Origin of the sequence: Streptomyces sulphureus DSM 40104, assembly GCF_000381025.1 — a bacterium.
GTDB lineage: Bacteria > Actinomycetota > Actinomycetes > Streptomycetales > Streptomycetaceae > Streptomyces > Streptomyces sulphureus.
Map to the genome: position 1 here is coordinate 131,414 of NZ_KB905825.1, position 19,229 is coordinate 150,642.

Annotated in this window: 16 protein-coding genes; 11 read left to right on the forward strand and 5 right to left on the reverse strand. The window is 69.4% G+C overall.

The window, feature by feature from the left end; genetic code table 11:
* The first annotated feature begins 55 nt into the window (after nucleotides 1-55).
* Complete coding sequence (locus F603_RS0127700; RefSeq protein WP_016909809.1) at nucleotides 56-415, forward strand: WXG100 family type VII secretion target; 360 nt, start codon at nucleotides 56-58, stop codon at nucleotides 413-415.
* A 44-nt stretch (nucleotides 416-459) separates the two neighbouring features.
* Nucleotides 460-765 (forward strand): WXG100 family type VII secretion target, encoded by a 306-nt coding sequence (locus F603_RS0127705; RefSeq protein WP_019549187.1) that lies wholly within the window; start codon nucleotides 460-462, stop codon nucleotides 763-765.
* Nucleotides 766-858: 93 nt separating this feature from the next.
* Here F603_RS0127705 and F603_RS0127710 read toward each other — a convergent pair whose 3' ends face one another.
* From F603_RS0127710 to F603_RS0127720, 3 genes are all read right to left on the reverse strand, one after another.
* Entirely contained in the window at nucleotides 859-1,107 is a 249-nt protein-coding gene (locus F603_RS0127710) for a DUF397 domain-containing protein (protein ID WP_019549188.1), read from the reverse strand.
* A 751-nt stretch (nucleotides 1,108-1,858) separates the two neighbouring features.
* Complete coding sequence (locus F603_RS33650; protein WP_019549189.1) at nucleotides 1,859-2,152, reverse strand: hypothetical protein; 294 nt, start codon at nucleotides 2,150-2,152, stop codon at nucleotides 1,859-1,861.
* Between the two features lie 241 nt (nucleotides 2,153-2,393).
* Nucleotides 2,394-6,368, reverse strand: coding sequence for a type VII secretion protein EccC (locus F603_RS0127720; protein WP_019549190.1), 3,975 nt, complete (start codon nucleotides 6,366-6,368; stop codon nucleotides 2,394-2,396).
* Nucleotides 6,369-6,738: 370 nt separating this feature from the next.
* Here F603_RS0127720 and eccD point away from each other — a divergent pair, with 370 nt between their 5' ends.
* From eccD to F603_RS0127755, 6 genes are all read left to right on the forward strand, one after another.
* A complete protein-coding gene (gene eccD, locus F603_RS0127730) occupies nucleotides 6,739-8,289 on the forward strand; it encodes a type VII secretion integral membrane protein EccD (RefSeq protein WP_019549192.1) in 1,551 nt (516 codons plus the stop codon).
* Nucleotides 8,290-8,424: 135 nt separating this feature from the next.
* Nucleotides 8,425-8,715 (forward strand): 30S ribosomal protein S15, encoded by a 291-nt coding sequence (gene rpsO / locus F603_RS0127735; protein ID WP_016909802.1) that lies wholly within the window; start codon nucleotides 8,425-8,427, stop codon nucleotides 8,713-8,715.
* Nucleotides 8,716-8,995: 280 nt separating this feature from the next.
* Entirely contained in the window at nucleotides 8,996-11,218 is a 2,223-nt protein-coding gene (locus F603_RS0127740; protein ID WP_019549193.1) for a polyribonucleotide nucleotidyltransferase, read from the forward strand.
* Nucleotides 11,215-12,600, forward strand: coding sequence for a M16 family metallopeptidase (locus tag F603_RS0127745; protein ID WP_019549194.1), 1,386 nt, complete (start codon nucleotides 11,215-11,217; stop codon nucleotides 12,598-12,600). The genes F603_RS0127740 and F603_RS0127745 overlap by 4 nt, the downstream gene beginning before the upstream one ends.
* Before the next feature lie 48 nt (nucleotides 12,601-12,648).
* The gene (gene dapB, locus F603_RS0127750; RefSeq protein ID WP_019549195.1) at nucleotides 12,649-13,401 is read left to right on the forward strand and encodes a 4-hydroxy-tetrahydrodipicolinate reductase; all 753 of its coding nucleotides are present in this window, start codon (nucleotides 12,649-12,651) and stop codon (nucleotides 13,399-13,401) included.
* 5 nt (nucleotides 13,402-13,406) lie between these two features.
* The gene (locus tag F603_RS0127755) at nucleotides 13,407-13,889 is read left to right on the forward strand and encodes a hypothetical protein (protein ID WP_019549196.1); all 483 of its coding nucleotides are present in this window, start codon (nucleotides 13,407-13,409) and stop codon (nucleotides 13,887-13,889) included.
* Between the two features lie 4 nt (nucleotides 13,890-13,893).
* Here F603_RS0127755 and F603_RS0127760 read toward each other — a convergent pair whose 3' ends face one another.
* Together F603_RS0127760 and F603_RS0127765 are read right to left on the reverse strand one after the other, a co-directional pair.
* Nucleotides 13,894-14,466 (reverse strand): hypothetical protein, encoded by a 573-nt coding sequence (locus F603_RS0127760; protein WP_019549197.1) that lies wholly within the window; start codon nucleotides 14,464-14,466, stop codon nucleotides 13,894-13,896.
* 85 nt (nucleotides 14,467-14,551) lie between these two features.
* Entirely contained in the window at nucleotides 14,552-14,788 is a 237-nt protein-coding gene (locus tag F603_RS0127765; RefSeq protein WP_019549198.1) for a hypothetical protein, read from the reverse strand.
* Nucleotides 14,789-15,069: 281 nt separating this feature from the next.
* On the opposite strand from F603_RS0127765, the gene thyX reads away from it, so the two are divergent.
* The 3 genes from thyX to F603_RS0127780 all read left to right on the forward strand — a co-directional run bounded on the left by thyX (nucleotide 15,070) and on the right by F603_RS0127780 (nucleotide 18,805).
* Nucleotides 15,070-15,810: an FAD-dependent thymidylate synthase gene (gene thyX / locus F603_RS0127770; RefSeq protein ID WP_019549199.1), complete on the forward strand. Its 741-nt coding sequence runs from the start codon at nucleotides 15,070-15,072 to the stop codon at nucleotides 15,808-15,810.
* Nucleotides 15,811-16,070: 260 nt separating this feature from the next.
* On the forward strand, nucleotides 16,071-16,970 hold the full coding sequence (gene dapA, locus F603_RS0127775; protein ID WP_019549200.1) for a 4-hydroxy-tetrahydrodipicolinate synthase: 900 nt from the start codon (nucleotides 16,071-16,073) through the stop codon (nucleotides 16,968-16,970).
* Between the two features lie 149 nt (nucleotides 16,971-17,119).
* Entirely contained in the window at nucleotides 17,120-18,805 is a 1,686-nt protein-coding gene (locus F603_RS0127780) for a ribonuclease J (protein WP_019549201.1), read from the forward strand.
* The last annotated feature ends 424 nt before the right edge of the window (nucleotides 18,806-19,229 follow it).

Here is a 19,229-nt window from a genome sequence, read left to right on the forward strand (position 1 = left end):
CAGCCAACCAACGTCAGAAGTACAGCACCATCAATCGTGCAGAAAGGAATGCCGTATGGCGAACCAGAGGGTAAGTGACGGCACTCTCCAAAGGCTTGAGACCACACTGCTGGAAAAAATCAACAGCATCAACAGCCAGGTCAAGAGCCTGAACGCGAACCTCGACATCCTCGAGGGAGCCTGGAAGGGCATCGGTGCCGCCGAGTTCAACAGGGCGCAGGCGGCTGTCAACAGGCGTATGTCGAACCTCAACCAGCTCCTGGCGCAGTACCTCGAAGCGGTCGAGGCCACCCGGAAGCTGTCGGGCAACAACGAAGACGATGTGGCGCAGGCGTTCCGCGGGGTGGACGTCGTGGACTCCGGTGTCGGCGTCGACGGCGGGGGTAAGCCTGCTTCGGCGCTCAACCAGTACTGAGCCCGGCCACCTGTACCTCCGCTTCAACCTCTTTGGAGACTCTTATGACAACACCGAGCGGAGACGAGCTCTTCGTCAACTACGGCTCGTTGGAACAGATCGCAGAAAACATCAAGGGACAGGCCGACAAGCTCAAGGAAGACCTCGGCGAGATCCAGTCGAAGATGGGCGAGGTCGCCCACATCTGGGAGGGCGAGGCGCAGACCGCCTACCAGACGGTCCAGACGAAGTGGAACCAAAACGTCGACGAGGTGCACCAGGCCCTTACGGCCATCGTCAGCAAGGTGCACATCGCCAGCGGCGACTACAGCGCCACCGACAAGAAGGCCGCCGCGCAGTTCGGCATGTGAGCAACCACCACCGGCCGGGTACGCACGGTCGTTGACGAGGGCGGGCACGCGCGGGAGGTGCCCGCCCTCGGTGCGTCAACTTGCCTCAGAAAGCTAGCCGTTGTGCTCATTCGGCTCCAGGTCGAACTCCCCGTCCCGCACGCCGAGTACGAAAGCCTCCCACTCGGCGGCGGTGTAGCGGAGCACCACCTCGGGCTCCTTGGAGTTCCTCATCGCCACCGCACCGTCCTCGAACTTGCCGATCTCCACCTTCTCGTCCTCGGGCCCACCGGGCGCGCTCTCCCACACGAGCCCCGAGATGTCCCGCCCGTACAGCTCGTCCTTCTCCTGCTGCGTACCCATCAGACTCCACACTTCTTCCCTGGACAACACACGCCGCCCAACTATCCTGCTGTGTACGCCTGTTAGTTTCCCCGCTCATGGCGCTGCAGTGCAATCGAACGGTCGGCGCGAGACGTCGTGTCAGACTCCTTCTCCGCGCACCGGCTTGGGAGGCTGCTTCGAAATCTTCTCCCACCCGTTGCAATCGAATTCCTTGGCGACGGCCCGTGCCACTTGTCCGGAGAATCTGAGGAGTGCTTCCTGTGTCTTCTCGTGAGATTCGATATTTTTGCCTCGCATGCGATCTGCTGTGACGAGCAGAGGGATCGTGCCCCTCGAGCGAGGAAGTGCATGGCACGGGATCAGCAGACGCAGTGCTCTGCTCTACGGGACGTAATATCCGTAGTCGCGGCCGAACGAGATTGGGTGCTCCTTGTCCTTGAGCACCTTTCTCTTGCTTGGAAAGGGGCCGCTACGTTTGACTTCGGCGCTAACGCTTTGACCGTCGCTAGCCAGCTGGCAGTAGGACAGGGGCGCCTTGGGGAATCCTGGGGGATTCCTCGGAGAGGGATGAGCTGTTGCGGAGTAGATACTGAAGCTCTTTTCCAGGAACCTTGTCCCGGCACACACGCTTCGGCGGTGATGAATCGGAATGCTGATCGTTCGATGAAGTGAGCGTGACGATGAGTATGACGCTGAGAGCCGCAGCGGCGCTCGACCCCAGCCACACCTTGTGTGCTCTTTTCAAGGAAACCTCGCCTGATCAGCCCGGTTAGGGGGGAGCTGTGTGTGTCAGTGATTTCATCGGAAACATCCTGAGCGGCGTCATGTACATGTTGATGTAGTCGAGGTGGTTGGATATGTGCGCGCAGCCCTGGAGTACGGTGCGGAGTTTGCTGGTCCAGAGGCTGTTGGTCTTCTTCAGCGCTTTGCCCAACTCGAAGGAGTGACTGGTGAGTTCGCTCGCCGCTCTCACCGTGTCCGCCTTCTCGCCGTGGCCGAAGCTGCCCGTGACGTCCGCGTCCTTGCGCAGTTGACGGTGGAGGACGAACGCCTCGTGCCCCACGCCACCGAGGTCGTCCTGGCTGACGAGGAGCCCTGCCTTGTCCGGTGGTAGAAACTGGTTGAGCTGGAGGCGTTGGGCCTACTCGCCCCCGGCCTTTGCCTTGAGTTCGGCCCACTCCCGTTCGAAGCTCACGTCAACCACCGTTTCTGTACGGGCGATTCGGGGGCGCAGAAACGCACACGAAGAACGGCGTCACCCTAGCAACTCAGGGTGACGCCGTATGACTGTTCGGAGTGCTCGCCTACAACTCCTCGGGGAGCCAGCCGACTTGCACCAGCGGATTCCCCCGCTTCCGTGAGACGAAAACCCCGCGGCCGGCCGGCATCGGCCGTGGCCTGACCTTGCCGAGGAGTTCCCCCTCGCCGGGGTCCCCGGAGAGGACGATGCCCTGTGCGCCGAGTTCCTTGATGCGCGTCATGAACGTCTCGAACATGGAGCGCGAGGCGCCGCCGGTGGAGCGCGCGATGATGAAGCGGACGCCGATGTCGCGGGCGAACGGCAGGTTCTCGGTGAGGACGGAGAGCGGGTTGCCGCTGGAGGTGGCGACGAGTTCATAGTCGTCGACGAGGATGAAGATCTGCGGCCCGGTCCACCAGCTCCGGTCCCGGAGCTGCTGCTGCGTGACGTCGGGGGGCGGCTGGCGGCGCTCCATCAGGTCCTGGAGGGCGTTCATGTGCACCTCCATGGCGTTGGACATCGCCGCGTACTCGATGAGGTGACTCCCGGGAACGGCGCCGAGGAGCGAGCGCCGGTAGTCGCCGACGACGATCTTCGCCTCCTCCGGACCGTACCGCTGGGTGATCTGCCGGGTGAGGAGCCGCAGCAGCGCCGTCTTCCCCGACTCGCTCTCGCCGAAGACGAGGAAGAACGGGTCGGTCTCGAAGTCGACGAAGACGGGTTCGAGGTTGTTCTCGTCGATGGCGAAGGCGACGCCGCGCTCGGGCGCCGCATCGCCCGGGGGCAGTTGGGCGGAGGGCAGCTCGCGGGGGAGGAGCCGGACCGCGGGGGCGGGGTTGCCGGTCCAGGCGTCGGCGACGGCCTTGGTGAGTTCGGCGGTCGCGTCGGAGAGGACGGAGTCGGACTCGACGCCGTCGATCCGCGGGACGGCGCCCATGAAGTGCAGCTTCTCCGGTGTCTGGCCGCGTCCGGGTACGCCCGCGGGGACGTTGGCCGCGACCTTCCGGTCGAACTCCGAGTCCATGGTGTCGCCGAGGCGCAGCTCCAGGCGGTTGCCGAGCTGGTCCTTGAGGGCCGCCCGGATCTCCATGGCGCGCGAGCCGGTGATCACGACGTGGACGCCGTAGCCGAGCCCGCGCGCGGCGATGTCGGTGATGACCTGGTCGAGCCCGTCGTACTCGGCGCGGAAGTTGGCCCAGCCGTCTACGACGACGAAGACGTCGCCCCACGCCTGGTCGGTGATCTCGCCGCGGGCACGGCGCCTGCGGTAGGTGGCGATGGAGTCGATGCCGTTGGCGCGGAAGTACTCCTCGCGCTTGTTGAGGATGGAGTAGACCTCGGCGACGGTACGGCGCACGCGCTCGGGGTCGAGGCGCGAGGCGATACCGCCCACGTGCGGCAGGTGCTGCACGGCCGACATCCCGCCACCGCCGAAGTCGAGCCCGTAGAACTGGACTTCGGCCGGCGTGTGGGTGAGGGCGAAGGCCGAGATGAGGGTGCGCACGAGCGTCGACTTGCCCGACTGCGGCCCGCCGATGATCTGCATGTGCCCCGCGGCCCCGGAGAAGTCCCGGTAGAGCGGGTCGCGGCGCTGCTCGAACGGCTTGTCCACGAGGCCGAGCGGGACGACGAGTTCACCCTTGCGCGGGTAGTCGGCCTGGGTGAGTCCGCGCTCCGGGGTCGCGGAGAGGCCGGGCAGGAGCTGGTCGAGGGAGGGCGGGGCGTCGAGCGGCGGCAACCACACCTGGTGCGCCGGCGACCCTTGGCCCTCCAGCCGCCGGACGACGACGTCGAGGACGGTGTCGGCGAGCGCGTCGTCGTCCGCGGAGCTGCGCGGGCTCGGCATCGCGACGGGCGCGGGCTCATGCTCCGGTACCTCGACGGGCGCCGCGGTGAAGAGGACGGGACGCCGCCCCGCGGGCAGCGGCCCCGACGGTACGGGCTCGTGGTCGGAGTCGGCGGAGCGGTAGACGCCGGAGACGTAGGCGGCCTTGAACCGCACCATCTCGTCCGTCCCGAACTTCAGGTAGCCCGAGCCGGGCACCGAGGGCAGGTGGTACGCGTCGACGACGCCGAGCGCCGCCCTGGACTCGGCGGCCGAGAAGGTGCGCAGCCCGACACGGTAGGAGAGGTACGTCTCCAGACCGCGCAACCTGCCCTCCTCCAGCCGCTGCGACGCGAGGAGCAGGTGCACCCCGAGCGAGCGGCCGATGCGCCCGATCTGGATGAACATGTCGATGAAGTCGGGCTTGGCGGTGAGGAGTTCGCTGAACTCGTCGATGACGAGGACGAGCGACGGGATGGGGGAGAGGGGGGCGCCCGCGGCGCGCGCCTTCTCGTAGTCGTGGATGTTGGCGTAGTTGCCGGCGTCGCGGAGCATCTCCTGGCGGCGGTTGAGCTCGCCGCGGATGGAGTCGCCCATGCGGTCGACGAGGGTCAGGTCGTCGGCGAGGTTGGTGATGACGGCGGCGACGTGCGGCATCTGCGCCATGCCGGCGAAGGTGGCGCCGCCCTTGAAGTCCGCGAGGACGAAGTTGAGCGTTTCGGAGGAGTGGGTGACCGCAAGCCCGAGGACGAGCGTGCGCAGCAGCTCGGACTTGCCGGAGCCGGTCGCGCCGACGCAGAGCCCGTGCGGCCCCATGCCGTCCTGCGCCGCCTCCTTGAGGTCGAGCATCACCGGCTGCCCGTCGACGCCGACGCCGATCGGCACGCGCAGCCGCTCGGCCTGCGACCGCGGCCGCCAGGTGCGCGTCGGGTCGATCGACGCGGCGTCGCCGAGGTTGAGGAGGTCGGTGAAGTCGAGCTTGGCGAGGAGGGGTTCGTCGTCGTCGGCGCCTGAGGCGGCGACGCGCAGCGGCGCGAGCTGCCGGGCGAGGGCTTCGGCTGCGGGGGCCGAGAGCTGGTCGGGGACGCCGTCGTAGACGAGTCCGTGGCCGGACTCCAACTGCAGCTCCCCGGCGTGGACGACGGCGGAGAGCCCGCCGCGCGGTGCGTCCAACTCGCCCGCCACGACCTCCAGTACGGTCACGCCCTGGAGCCCCTCGGGTGCGGCGAGGACGGAGGTCGGCGGCACCTGCACCCCGTCGAGCACGACGACGACGTGCGGCTGTTCGGGGACGGGCTCCGCGTCGAGATTGAACCGCGGCCGGCCCTCCAACTTCACCGCGAGGTAGTCCTCCAGCTCAAGTGCGTCGTCGAGGACGAGGCGCCGCTGTCCCGCCCCGTCGGTGTTCTCGCGGTCCTGTACGTGCGGCAGCCACTTCGCCCACTCCCACTCCTTGCGGGCGGGTCCCGACGTCGCGACGACGACCACCAGGTCCGTCGGCGAGTGGAGCGCGGCGAGGCCGCCGACCATGGCGCGCGCCGTGCCGTAGACGGAGGCGGCCTCGCCGCTCACCGTCATGTGGTAGAAGGCGCGGAGCGAGACCGCGATCGGCAGCCCGCCGAGCGTGCTGTGGGTGTTGAGGAACTGGTGCATGGCGCCGGCCGTGAGCGGCTCGAGCTCGTCGACGGGGGCGGTCTCCGGGGCCACCAGGGGCGTGGCGAGCTGCTGTTCGCCCAGGCCGACGCGGACCTGCCCGAAGTCCTCGTCCGTGTACCGGCGTTCCCAGACCCGGCTGCCCTCGGCGACGAGCGACCAGAGCTGGTCGGGCTCCGGGTGCAGGTAGAACTGCGCGTCGCGCTGCTTCGCCGCCGTCCTGCGCACCTTGCGCCGGGTCTGGGCGAGGTACTTGAGGTAGTCGCGGCGCATCTGCGCCAACTGGCCCTGCGTGCCCCTGCGGTAGCGGATGATCATCGCGACCGCCATGCCGACCGTCGAGGCGAGCATCAGCATGCCCATGATGCGCATGAACGGGTGCGCGCCAGGCATGAAGAAGAAGACGACCGAGCCGCCCATGCCGAGCATCGGCATGACCTGCATCAGCACGCCCTCCTGCTGCCCGCGGGGCAGTTCGGGCGGCGGCTCCAACTGGAGCGTGTCGCTCGGCACTTCGGTGGGCAGTGCCCGCGACGGACGCTTCACGACGATCTGGGTCACGGTCGCACCACTTCCTGGTTCCCCCTCGTTTTCCCTCGCGGGCCCGTGCTTTCACCCGACACAACTGCGGCCGACGGCCGACGCGTTGACGGAGACGTTGCGGTCGTTCACCTCCGCCGGCACGTGCGGTGCGTACGACAAGGGCCGGTCCGTCGGGCTGCGTGGCGCGACGCGGTCGGGTCTCCACTGCGCGAAGTGATCCTACTGGCCGCGGGAGTTGCGGGGGAGCTGTAGGGTGTCGCGCGGCGAGCGCAGCGACGAAGACCGGCGCACATCTGCCGGACCGCCCGCCGAGCCGAGGCCCGCCGCCCGTAAGACCGCGCAGCGCAGCCGCAGACACCGGAGCAGTCCGAACAAGGGGGACCCGCAGGTGAGTACGACGACCCCGGCGCCCGCCGGCCAGGGACAGGGCCGCAGCCGCGCGGCCGCCTCCCGCACCTCGGGCCACGGCCCGGCGACCGCCGCGGAGACGGGGTTCTGTCGCGTCACCATCGTCGCACCCGACAGCAGGATCGACGTCGCGCTCCCCGAGGACATCCCCGTCGCCGACATCTACCCGGAGATCCTCCGCCTCTCGGGCCAGGCCCCGGGCGAAGGCGCCCCCGTCGGCTACCACCTCGTACGGCGCGACGGCACCGTGCTCGACGCGTCCCGCTCCTTCTTCGCGCAGCGCATCCTCGACGGCGAGGTGCTCAGCCTCCGCCCGTTCGCCGAGTCCCTCCCGCCCGCCGTCTTCGACGACGTCTCCGACGCGGTGGCCACGGGCGTCACCCGCGAGCGGCGCATGTGGAACGACGGGCAGATGCGCGCCGCGGGACTCACGGGCGGAGCCGTGCTGCTGCTCGCCATGGCCTTCGTGCTCTGGTTCGCCGATCCGGTCGGCCACGACATGCACGGCCTCGCCGGCATCCTCGCGTCCGTCATGGGCGTGCTGCTCGTCGCCCTCTCCGCCGTCCGTGCACGCGTCTACGAGGACCGCGCCTCCGCCGTCGCGCTCGGGCTCGGCGCCCTGCCGATGGTGATGATCGCCGGCTCCGGGCTGCTCCCGCTCGCTGCGGGGCAGGGGGTCGGGAGGCTCCAGTTCCTGCTCGGCTGCGTCGCGGTGCTCGTCGCCTCCACCGTGCTGATCGCGCTGACGCCGCACGGCGACGGCCCGTTCGTCGCCGCCGCCTTCACCTCCACCGTCGGCACGCTCCTCACCTTCGTCGCGATCCTCGCCGACTTCAGCCCCGTGGAGACGGCGGCCTTCGGGGCCCCGCTCGCCGTCGGCCTCCTCGCCTTCCTGCCCGGCCTCTCGACGCGCTTCGCGCGCCTGCCCATCGGCTTCGATCCGCCCCACTCCGGCGGCGGTGACTACCTCGCCGACCCGGACGCCGCCCCCGAGACCCGCGGGCCCGTCGACGGCGAGGCGATCGCGGCCCGGGCGAGGCGGGGACACGAGATGCTCGTCGGCCTCGTGGGCGGCTGCGCCGCCGTCGTCGTCGGCAGCGCGGCCGTGCTGGGCTTCTCCGACAACGGCTGGGGCCAACTCCTCGCGCTCGCCGCCGGGTTGGCGATGCTGCTGCGGGCGCGGCTCTTCCGGTACACCTCGCAGGTGGCGTGCGCGCTCGTGGCGGGGCTCGGCTCCCTCGTCCTCCTCTCCGTCGGGCTCGCGCTCAACCCGCCGGTCGACGCCGTCCGCGAGATGCTCGCGGGGGACGGGGCGGCCCTCGACATCCGCACCGTCTGGCTCACCGCGAGCCTGGCGGCGGCCGCCGCGCTCGCCACCGCGGTCGCGCTGATCGTCCCGCGCAGCGGCGTCACCCCGTTCTGGGGCAGGTCGCTGGAGATCCTGGAGACCTTCGTCCTGTTGACGCTCCTCCCGCTCTGCCTCGCGGTGCTCGACGTCTACTCCTCGGCCCGCGCGCTGACCAGCGACTGAGGCGGCCGGGGTCCGGCAGCCGACCGTGGACGGAGCGGTCCGGGCGCGCTGATACCCTGGAGCGGCCTTCCGAGTATCGAAGTACCTCTGTGAAGAAGACCAGGGGCGCTCGGCGGCACAACCCGAGGAGTACGAGTGTCGTCTCTCGACGCCGCGACCAAGAAGCAGATCATGACCGAGTTCGCCACCAAGGAGGGTGACACCGGCTCCCCCGAGGTCCAGGTGGCTCTGCTCTCGCGTCGCATCTCCGACCTGACGGAGCACCTGAAGTTCCACAAGCACGACCACCACTCGCGCCGTGGCCTGCTGCTCCTGGTCGGCCAGCGCCGCCGGCTGCTGCAGTACCTCGCCAAGAAGGACATCCAGCGCTTCCGTGCGCTCGTCGAGCGCCTCGGCATCCGCCGCGGTGCCGCGGGCGCCCGCTAGACGCACGCAGGGGAGCGGCTCCCGGAGGGGGCCGCTCCTTCTCCGTATGCGAACGAGCCCGAAGGCGGCCCCTCTTTGTAGGCTGGTCCCCAAGGACTCACAGACGAGAACACAGAGTTGAAGGCCGGGGCGCGCCCGCCCGACGTCGGTCCTCGGTAGTGGCCCTCGGACACCGCAGTCCGGGTGCTTCGATCGAAGACCGGCCCGCCATGGGGGCGCTCCGCCGCAGACGGCCCCTCCGCCAGGACGGCGAGGGGGCACAGACGAGGAGAAAACACTGGTGGAGAACGAGACCCACTACGCCGAAGCCGTCATCGACAACGGTTCCTTCGGCACCCGCACCGTCCGCTTCGAGACCGGCCGCCTCGCCAGGCAGGCCGCCGGCTCCGCGGTCGCGTACCTGGACGACGACACCATGGTGCTCTCGGCCACGACCGCCTCGAAGAACCCCAAGGACCAGCTGGACTTCTTCCCGCTGACCGTGGACGTCGAGGAGCGGATGTACGCGGCCGGCAAGATCCCCGGAAGCTTCTTCCGCCGCGAGGGCCGGCCCTCCGAGGACGCGATCCTCACCTGCCGGCTCATCGACCGCCCGCTGCGGCCGTCGTTCCAGCACGGCCTGCGCAACGAGATCCAGGTCGTCGAGACCGTGATGGCGCTCAACCCCGAGCACCTCTACGACGTCGTCGCGATCAACGCCGCCTCCTGCTCGACGCAGTTGGCGGGGCTCCCCTTCTCGGGCCCGATCGGCGGCACCCGCGTCGCCCTGATCCGCGGCCAGTGGGTGGCCTTCCCGACCGTCACGGAGCTGGAGGAGGCCGTCTTCGACATGGTCGTCGCCGGCCGCATGCTCGCTGACGGCGATGTCGCGATCATGATGGTCGAGGCCGAGGCGACCGAGAAGACGATCGAGCTCGTCGGCTCCGGCGCCGAGGCGCCCACCGAGGAGCTCGTCGCGGCCGGTCTTGAGGCGGCCAAGCCGTTCATCAAGGCGCTCTGCACCGCGCAGGCCGACCTCGCCTCTAAGGCCGCGAAGCCGACTGGCGAGTTCCCGATCTTCCTCGACTACCAGGACGACGTCCTGGAGGCGCTCTCCTCCGCCGTCCGCGACGAGCTCGCGCAGGCGCTGACGATCGCCGGCAAGCAGGAGCGCGAGGGCGAGCTCGACCGCCTCAAGGGCGTCGCCGCCGAGAAGCTGCTGCCGCAGTTCGAGGGCCGCGAGAAGGAGATCTCGGCGGCGTACCGCGCGCTCACCAAGCAGTTGGTGCGCGAGCGCGTCATCAAGGAGAAGAAGCGCATCGACGGCCGCGGCGTGACGGACATCCGCACGCTCGCCGCCGAGGTCGAGGCGATCCCGCGGGTCCACGGCTCGGCGCTCTTCGAGCGCGGCGAGACGCAGATCCTCGGCGTCACGACGCTCAACATGCTCCGCATGGAACAGCAGTTGGACACCCTTTCCCCGGTGACCCGCAAGCGCTACATGCACAACTACAACTTCCCGCCGTACTCCACCGGCGAGACGGGCCGCGTCGGCTCCCCGAAGCGCCGCGAGATCGGCCACGGCCGCCTCGCCGAGCGCGCCGTCGTGCCGGTGCTGCCGACGCGGGAGGAGTTCCCCTACGCGATCCGGCAGGTCTCGGAGGCGCTGGGCTCCAACGGCTCCACCTCGATGGGCTCCGTCTGCGCGTCGACGATGTCCCTCCTCAACGCCGGCGTCCCGCTGAAGGCGCCGGTCGCGGGCATCGCCATGGGCCTCATCTCGCAGGAGGTCGAGGGCGAGACGCATTACGTCACGCTCACCGACATCCTCGGCGCCGAGGACGCCTACGGCGACATGGACTTCAAGGTCGCCGGCACCAAGCAGTTCGTCACCGCGCTCCAGCTCGACACCAAGCTCGACGGCATCCCCGCCTCGGTGCTCGGCGCAGCGCTGAAGCAGGCCCGAGAGGCCCGGCTGCACATCCTCGACGTGATGAACGAGGCGATCGACGTTCCGGACGAGATGTCCCCGAACGCGCCCCGCATCATCACGGTCAAGATCCCGGTGGAGAAGATCGGTGAGGTCATCGGCCCCAAGGGCAAGATGATCAACCAGATCCAGGAGGACACCGGCGCCGACATCACCATCGAGGACGACGGCACCATCTACATCGGCGCCGCCGACGGCCCGGCCGCCGAGGCCGCCCGCTCCACGATCAACGGCATCGCCAACCCGACGATGCCCGAGGTCGGCGAGCGGTACCTGGGCACCGTCGTCAAGACGACCACCTTCGGTGCGTTCGTCTCGCTGCTGCCGGGCAAGGACGGTCTGCTGCACATCTCGCAGATCCGCAAGCTCGCCGGCGGCAAGCGCGTCGAGAACGTCGAGGACGTCCTCGGCGTCGGCCAGAAGGTCCAGGTCGAGATCGCGGAGATCGACCAGCGCGGCAAGCTCTCGCTCATCCCCGTCCTCGACGAGGAGGCCGAAGGCGAGGCTGCGGACGGCGAGTCGGCCGGCCAGTGACCCGCACGCACCGTGAGACGGCCCGCTCCGCATCCGCGGGGCGGGCCGTCGCCCGTAGCCGCGCCGTCACCCGCACCGAGGTCGAGGGGGTCCGCGGCGCCGGGACCGTACGCAAGACCGTGCTGCCGAGCGGCCTGCGGATCGTCACCGAGACGGTCCCGACGGTCCGCTCGGTCACCTTCGGCATCTGGGCGCACGTCGGCTCCCGCGACGAGACCCCGGCGCTCAACGGCGCCACCCACTACCTGGAGCACGTGCTCTTCAAAGGCACGAAGCAGCGCAGCGCCCTGGAGATCTCCTCGGCGCTCGACGCCGTCGGCGGCGAGATGAACGCCTTCACCGCGAAGGAGTTCACCTGCTACTACGCCCGCGTCCTCGACACCGATCTCCCGCTCGCCGTCGACGTCGTCTGCGACATGCTCACGGACTCCGTGATCGACGAGGAGGAGCTGGAGGCCGAACGCGGCGTCATCCTCGAAGAGATCGCGATGACCGACGACGACCCGGGTGACTGCGTCCACGACGTCTTCGCCCACACCATGTTCGGCGACACCCCCCTCGGCCGCCCCGTCCTCGGCACGGCCGAGACGGTCAACGCCCTCACGAGGGACCGCGTCGCCCGCTTCTACCGCAAGCACTACGACCCCACGCACCTCGTCGTCGCCGCCGCGGGCAACCTCGACCACGCGGACGTCGTCCGCCGCGTCCGCCGCGCCTTCGAGCACGCCGACGCGACCCGGGAGCCGGCCGCACCCCTCCCGCCCCGCAGCGGAAGCCGTACTGTCCGCGCGGCGGGCAAGCTCGACGTGGTGGACCGCGCAACGGAGCAGACCCACTTCGTCCTGGGGATGCCGGGCCTCTCGCGGTACGACGAGCGCAGGTGGGCGCTGGGCGTGCTCAGCACCGCGCTCGGTGGGGGCATGAGCTCCCGGCTCTTCCAGGAGATCCGCGAGCGCCGCGGCCTCGCCTACAGCACCTACTCCTTCACCTCCGGCTTCGCCGACTGCGGCCTCTTCGGCGTCTACGCCGGCTGCCGGCCTGCCCACGTACCGGAGGTCCTGAAGATCTGCCGGGAGGAGCTCGACGACGTCGCCTCCCACGGCCTCTCCGACGACGAAGTACGCCGCGCCATCGGCCAGTTGGCCGGCTCCACCGTGCTCGGCATGGAGGACACGGGAGCGCTGATGCACCGCATCGGCAAGAGTGAACTCTGCTGGGGCGAGCAGATGTCGGTCGACGCGATGCTGGCGAGGATCTCCGCCGTCACACCGGACGAAGTCCGCGCCGTCGCCTCCGAGGTGCTCACCCGGCGCCCGTCGCTCTCCCTCATCGGCCGACTGGACGGACGCCGGGCAGCCCGGATCGAGGACGCCGTCGCCTGACCGGGCACGGCCGGCCGCGACCACACCACACGCGAAGGAACCAGCACCATGAGCAAGCAGCGCGTAGCGGTACTCGGCGCCCGGGGCCGGATGGGCTCCGAGGCCGTGCAGGCCGTCGAGTCGGCCCCCGACATGGAGCTCGTCGCGGCTCTCGGCAGCGGAGACCCGCTGGAGCGCCTCACCGAGGCGGGCGCGGAGGTCGCCGTCGACCTCACACGTCCCGACGCCGTCATGGCCAACGCCGAGTACTGCGTCGACCACGGCATCCACGCCGTCATCGGTACGACCGGCTGGACCGACGAGCGCCTCCGCACCCTCCGCGGCCACCTCGCGGACTCCCCGGGCACCGGTGTCCTCATCGCCCCCAACTTCGGCATCGGTGCCGTCCTCACGATGCGCTTCGCGCAGCAGGCGGCGCGTTTCTTCGAGTCCGTCGAGGTCGTCGAACTGCACCACCCGAACAAGGCGGACGCACCCAGCGGCACGGCGGTCCGCACGGCACAGGTCGTCGGCGAGGCACGGAACGCGGCAGGACTCCCGGCGCAGCCGGACGCCACGGCCACGTCGCTCGACGGCGCACGCGGCGCGGACGTCGAGGGCGTCCCCGTCCACGCCGTGCGGCTGCGGGGCCTCGTCGCGCATCAGGAGGTCCTCTTCGGCGGCGAGAGCGAAACCCTCACGCTGCGGCACGACTCGATGCACCGCAGCTCGTTCATGCCGGGCGTGCTCCTCGGCATCCGCCGCGTCCCCTCGACGCCGGGGCTGACGTTCGGGCTCGAGCACTTCCTCGACCTGGACTGAACACCGTGCGCGCCAAGATCACCTATTTCACGCTCGCGGCGGTCCTCGTCGCCTACTTCGTCCTCGTCGGCAGCCGCGGCTGGCTGCTCATCCAGCAGGGGACACCGGTGACGGTCGCGTTCGGCGTCGCCGTCCTCGTGCTGCCGCTGATCGGCGTCTGGTTCCTGTGGAAGACGACGCGCTTCGCCTCCCGCGCGGGGAGGCTCTCCCGCGAACTCGAGGCCGAAGGCGGCCTGCCCGTCGACGAGTTGGAGCGCACCCCCTCCGGGCGGATCATCCGGGAGTCGGCCGACGCGGTCTTCGCGGCGCGGCGTGCGGAGGCGGAGGCGGAGCCGGAGAACTGGCGCGTCTGGTTCCGCCTCGCCGTCGCCTACCACGACGCGAGGGACACCCCGCGCGCACGCAAGGCGATGGAGCACGCCATCCGGCTGCGCGCCCGGGAGCGGACGGGCGCGGCGCCGGGGGCCCGCACACCCGGCCGCGCCTGAAGCGTCAACGCCGGTACTCGGCGGCCCAGGCCTCTATCACGTCGGCGGCCGAGTCGAAGGAGTCGTGCCGGGTGAGGAAGTCGGCGTTGTGGTCGGTGAGGAGTATCCGGTCCTCGCGGACGGCACCGGCCTGCCGTCTGCCGTTGCGCGCCGGCGTCAACCGCAGGGCCTCTCCCTGCACCGTCCTCGGCAACCCGAGCCACCTCACCGGCTGCTGGACCGTCTGCACGGAGTCCACCTCGCGCCACCGCAGGGTCGACGTCCGCACCACCCCGACGTGGCGTATCCCGTGCGCGCTCACCCACACCCCGGCACGCAGCAACCGCAGCGCGGCGGCTATCACCAACGCTGCGGCGAACGCACAGACGAGCGCGCTCGGATACGAACCGGCCACCGCGATCACCAGCGCGGAGAAGAGCATGTACGAGGCGAGCAGCAGGAGCAGCGCCCCGCCACCGACGCGCCAGGGGCCCGGCCGGTACGGCCGGCGCCACATCTCGCGGTCCTCGTGCTTGAGGGACGGCAGGTCGTGGTCGGCGGCCGGTTCGCGGTCGACCGTCAGGAAGGGGAGGGGCACGGCGCATCCTCGTTCGTCGCTCGGTTCTGAGCGGTGAGGTTAGCGAGACGCGCGTGACCGGGCCACCCCAGGGGTGCCGGACGGATCAGCGGTGCTCGGCCGTGGCTGCCGGGCCGCCGCCGTCCTCGTACGTGGTGTCGAGCGCCGGGCCCGCCAGCACGAGCGAGCCGACGATCCCGGCGACGACGGTCAGCCCGACGAGCGCCCCGCCGATCCGCTGACCTGTGGTGCGTCGCGGCTTGGGCGGCGGCGTGACGTTGCTGCGGAAACGCTCGGAATCGGCGAGGAAGGCGAACGGGACGGATTCTCCGCGGCGGAACATGTGGGCGCGCTCCGTAAGATCGGTCTGGTGCTACATGAGGTGAACGTCCCGCGGTGGCCGTGAGTGCCCGATCCGGGGATCGGATGGTGACGAATTCCGCGGACCGCGAGGGTGGGTGCCCCCCTTCTCTACCGCGGTGCCCTCTCCGTCACGCATACGTCGCCACCGTTCGCACGGCCGGCGGCGCCGATCGGCTCCTGGGGCGGTGTCGGCGGCGGGCCATAGGGTTGTCGCCGTTGCCCGGAACACGACGCAACAAGCACGGAGCGGAAGGACTCACGATGACCGAGACCACGGACCGGCAGGCCGAGCCGACATTCCGCGGGGACGTCGGCGCGGAGCTGGTCAGACACAGCGCCTCGGACACCGACGTCCTCTGGGCGGCCCGCGTCTCCACTGCTGGCGAGCAGTCCCTCGACGAGCTGCAGAAGGACCCGCAGCGTTCCAAGGGCCTCATCAACTACCTCATGCGCGACCGCCACGGCAGCCCCTTCGAGCACAACTCCATGACGTTCCTCGTGAGCGCCCCGATCTTCGTCTTCCGCGAGTTCCACCGCCACCGCGTCGGCTGGTCGTACAACGAGGAGTCCGGCCGCTACCGCCGCCTCGACCCGGTCTTCTACATCCCGGCCCCTGACCGCAAGCTCGTCCAGCAGGGTCGCCCCGGCAAGTACGAGTTCGTCGAGGGAACCGAGGAGCAGCACGCCCTCACGGTCGACGCGATGGACTCCGCCTACCGCAAGGCGTACGCCACCTACCGCGAGCTCCTCGACGCCGGCGTCGCCCGTGAGGTCGCCCGCGCTGTCCTGCCCGTCGGCCTCTTCTCCTCGATGTACGCCACTTGCAACGCCCGCTCCCTCATGCACTTCCTCGGCCTGCGCACACAGCACGAGGACGCCGCCGTTCCGAGCTTCCCGCAGCGCGAGATCGAGATGGTGGGCGAGCAGATGGAGGCGGAGTGGGCGAAGCTCATGCCGCTCACCCACGCCGCGTTCAACGCCAACGGCCGCGTGGCGCCCTGACTCTCCGTGCCTGCGGCACGCCCTCGGTCGGCCCGTCCGAGTGCATCGTTCTTCGCGCCGCCGCTCTGTGCCGGGCCGCCGACTCGGGTGGCCGGGCGCAACAGGTGTCCGTATTGCGAGTTTTGTCCACGTTCCTCTAGCCTCGAAGAGCGGGTCCGGCGCTGCTTGAACCCCCGAGCATGCAGCGCCGGGCCCTCCTTGCTGCCCGGAGCGAGCCCCTAGGGCGCACGAGGTGGCGCGCTGCGAGTAGCGTGGACCCCATGGCTCCGACCTCCACACCGCAGACGCCCTTCGGGCGGGTCCTGACAGCGATGGTCACGCCGTTCGAGGAGGACGGTTCGCTCGACCTCGACGGCGCCCAGCGCCTCGCTGCTCACCTGGTGGACGCCGGCAATGACGGCCTGATCGTCAACGGCACCACCGGAGAGTCCCCCACGACGAGCAACGCGGAGAAAGCCCAGTTGGTCCGGGCAGTCGTGGAGGCTGTCGGAGACCGGGCACACGTGGTGGCGGGGGCCGGCACCAACGACACGGCACACAGCCTCGAGCTCGCCAGGGACGCCGAACGCGCCGGCGCCCACGGCCTCCTCGCGGTCACCCCGTACTACAGCAAGCCTCCCCAGGAGGGCCTCTACCAGCACTTCACGGCGATCGCCGACGCCACCGAACTCCCGGTGATGCTCTACGACATCCCGGGCCGCAGCGGCGTCCCCATCAACACCGAGACGATCGTCCGGCTCGCCGAGCATCCGCGGATCGTCGCCAACAAGGACGCCAAGGGCGACCTGGGCCGCGCTAGCTGGGCCATCGCCACCAGCGGCCTCGCCTGGTACAGCGGCGACGACATGCTCAACCTGCCGCTGCTCTCCGTCGGCGCCGTCGGCTACGTCTCCGTCGTCGCCCACCTGGTCACCCCGGAACTCCGCGCCATGCTCGACGCGCACCTCAGCGGCGACGTCGTCAAGGCGACGGAGATCCACCAGAAGCTGCTCCCCGTGTTCACCGGGATGTTCCGCACCCAGGGCGTCATCACGACAAAGGCCGCACTCGCAGCCAAGGGCCTGCCCGCAGGCCCCCTGCGCCTTCCGCTGGTCCACCTCTCGCAGGAGGAAGCCGAACAGCTCAGGCACGATCTCGCACACGGCGGGGTAGGGCTTTAACCCACAGACTTCACAACTGCATACAGAAGAACCTGTCGTTGCACGACCTCGTCCACGCATCACGCTCGACACGTACGTCCGCGTACGCAAACGAATATCGCGCGCCACGTGCCCCTGAGGCGCGTGGCGCGTGTAGTAAGGAGAGTCTTTTGAGTCATCCGCACCCCGAGCTGGGGCCGCCGCCCGAACTCCCGGAAGGCGGCCTCCGCGTCACACCGCTCGGCGGCCTCGGCGAGATCGGCCGCAACATGACCGTCTTCGAGTACGGAGGCCGGCTCCTCATCGTCGACTGCGGCGTCCTCTTCCCCGAGGAGGAGCAGCCAGGGATCGACCTGATCCTCCCGGACTTCACCTCGATCCGGGAGCGTCTCGACGACATCGAGGGGATCGTCCTCACCCACGGCCACGAGGACCACATCGGCGGCGTCCCCTACCTCCTCCGCGAGAAGCCGGACATCCCGCTCATCGGCTCCAAGCTGACGCTCGCCCTCATCGAGGCGAAGCTCCAGGAGCATCGCATCCGCCCGTACACCCTCGAGGTGGAAGAGGGGCACACGGAGCGGATCGGCCCCTTCGAGTGCGAGTTCGTCTCGGTCAACCACTCGATCCCCGACGCCCTCGCCGTCGCCATCCGGACCCCCGCAGGTCTGGTCGTCCACACCGGCGACTTCAAGATGGACCAACTCCCGCTCGACGGGCGGCTCACGGACCTGCGCACCTTCGCCCGCATCGGCGAGGAGGGCATCGACCTCCTGCTGTCGGACTCGACCAACGCCGAGGTCCCCGGCTTCGTCCCGCCCGAGAGCGAGATCTCGGGGGTGCTGCGCCAGGTCTTCGCCGGCGCGCAGAAGCGCATCATCGTGGCGAGCTTCGCCAGCCACGTCCACCGCATCCAGCAGATCCTCGACGCCGCCCACGAGTACGGCCGCCGCATCGCGTTCGTCGGGCGCTCGATGGTCCGCAACATGGGCATCGCCAAGGAGCTCGGCTACCTCAACATCCCCGACGGCCTGCTCGTCGACGTCAAGGCGCTCGACGACCTCCCGGACGACGAGGTCGTGCTCGTCTGCACGGGCTCGCAGGGCGAGCCGATGGCGGCCCTCTCGCGGATGGCCAACCGTGAACACCAGATCCGCATCGTCCCCGGCGACACGGTGATCCTGGCCTCCTCGCTGATCCCAGGCAACGAGAACGCCGTCTACCGCGTCATCAACGGCCTCACCCGCTGGGGCGCCAACGTCGTCCACAAGGGCAACGCCAAGGTCCACGTCTCGGGCCACGCCTCGGCCGGCGAACTGCTGTACTTCTACAACATCTGCCAGCCGAACAACCTGATGCCGGTCCACGGCGAGTGGCGGCACCTTCGCGCCAACGCCGAACTCGGCGCGAAGACGGGCGTGCCCCACGACCACATCGTGATCGCCGAGGACGGCGTCGTCGTTGACCTCGTCGACGGCAAGGCGAACATCAGCGGCAAGGTCCAGGCCGGCTACGTCTACGTCGACGGGCTCTCGGTGGGCGACGTCACCGAGGCATCCCTCAAGGACCGCCGCATCCTCGGCGACGAGGGCATCATCTCCGTCTTCGTCGTCGTCGACAGCACCACCGGCAAAATCTCCGGCGGCCCCCACATCCAGTCCCGAGGTTCCGGTATCGACGACGCGGACTTCGCCAACGTGCTCCCGAAGATCGACGAGGCGCTCGCCAAGTCGGCCCAGGACGGCATCGCCGAGACCCACCAACTCCAGCAGCTCGTACGCCGGACCGTGGGCAAGTGGGTCTCCGACAACTACCGCCGGCGCCCGATGATCCTCCCGGTCGTCGTCGAGGTCTGACCCCAACCAACCGCGGGGCGCTTGGATTTGCGTCCGGGCGCCCCGCTCAAGTACGTTTACATCTCCACTTCGGCGGGCACAGGGACGCATTCAGTGGCCCGGCTCGTGACCAGATGTCAGACCGGGGGCCGGAAAAGGCACCGAAAAGATTCTGGTAATGTGGTGGACACCGAGAGGGAAGCGCCCGGAGGGCCCTGGGAGGGGTTCGATGGAAGCGTTCGTTCTTTGAGAACTCAACAGCGTGCCATTTAGTCAACGCCAAGTTTGTTGATGCCCGTACCTGGCCTGTTTTTTGGTTGGGTGGGTTTCTTTGATTTTTTTCGGCAAGGATTGTGCATGCCCGCGTGTGTGTGGGTGTGTGGTCTTTGTGGATGTGGAATGCATTCATGGAGAGTTTGATCCTGGCTCAGGACGAACGCTGGCG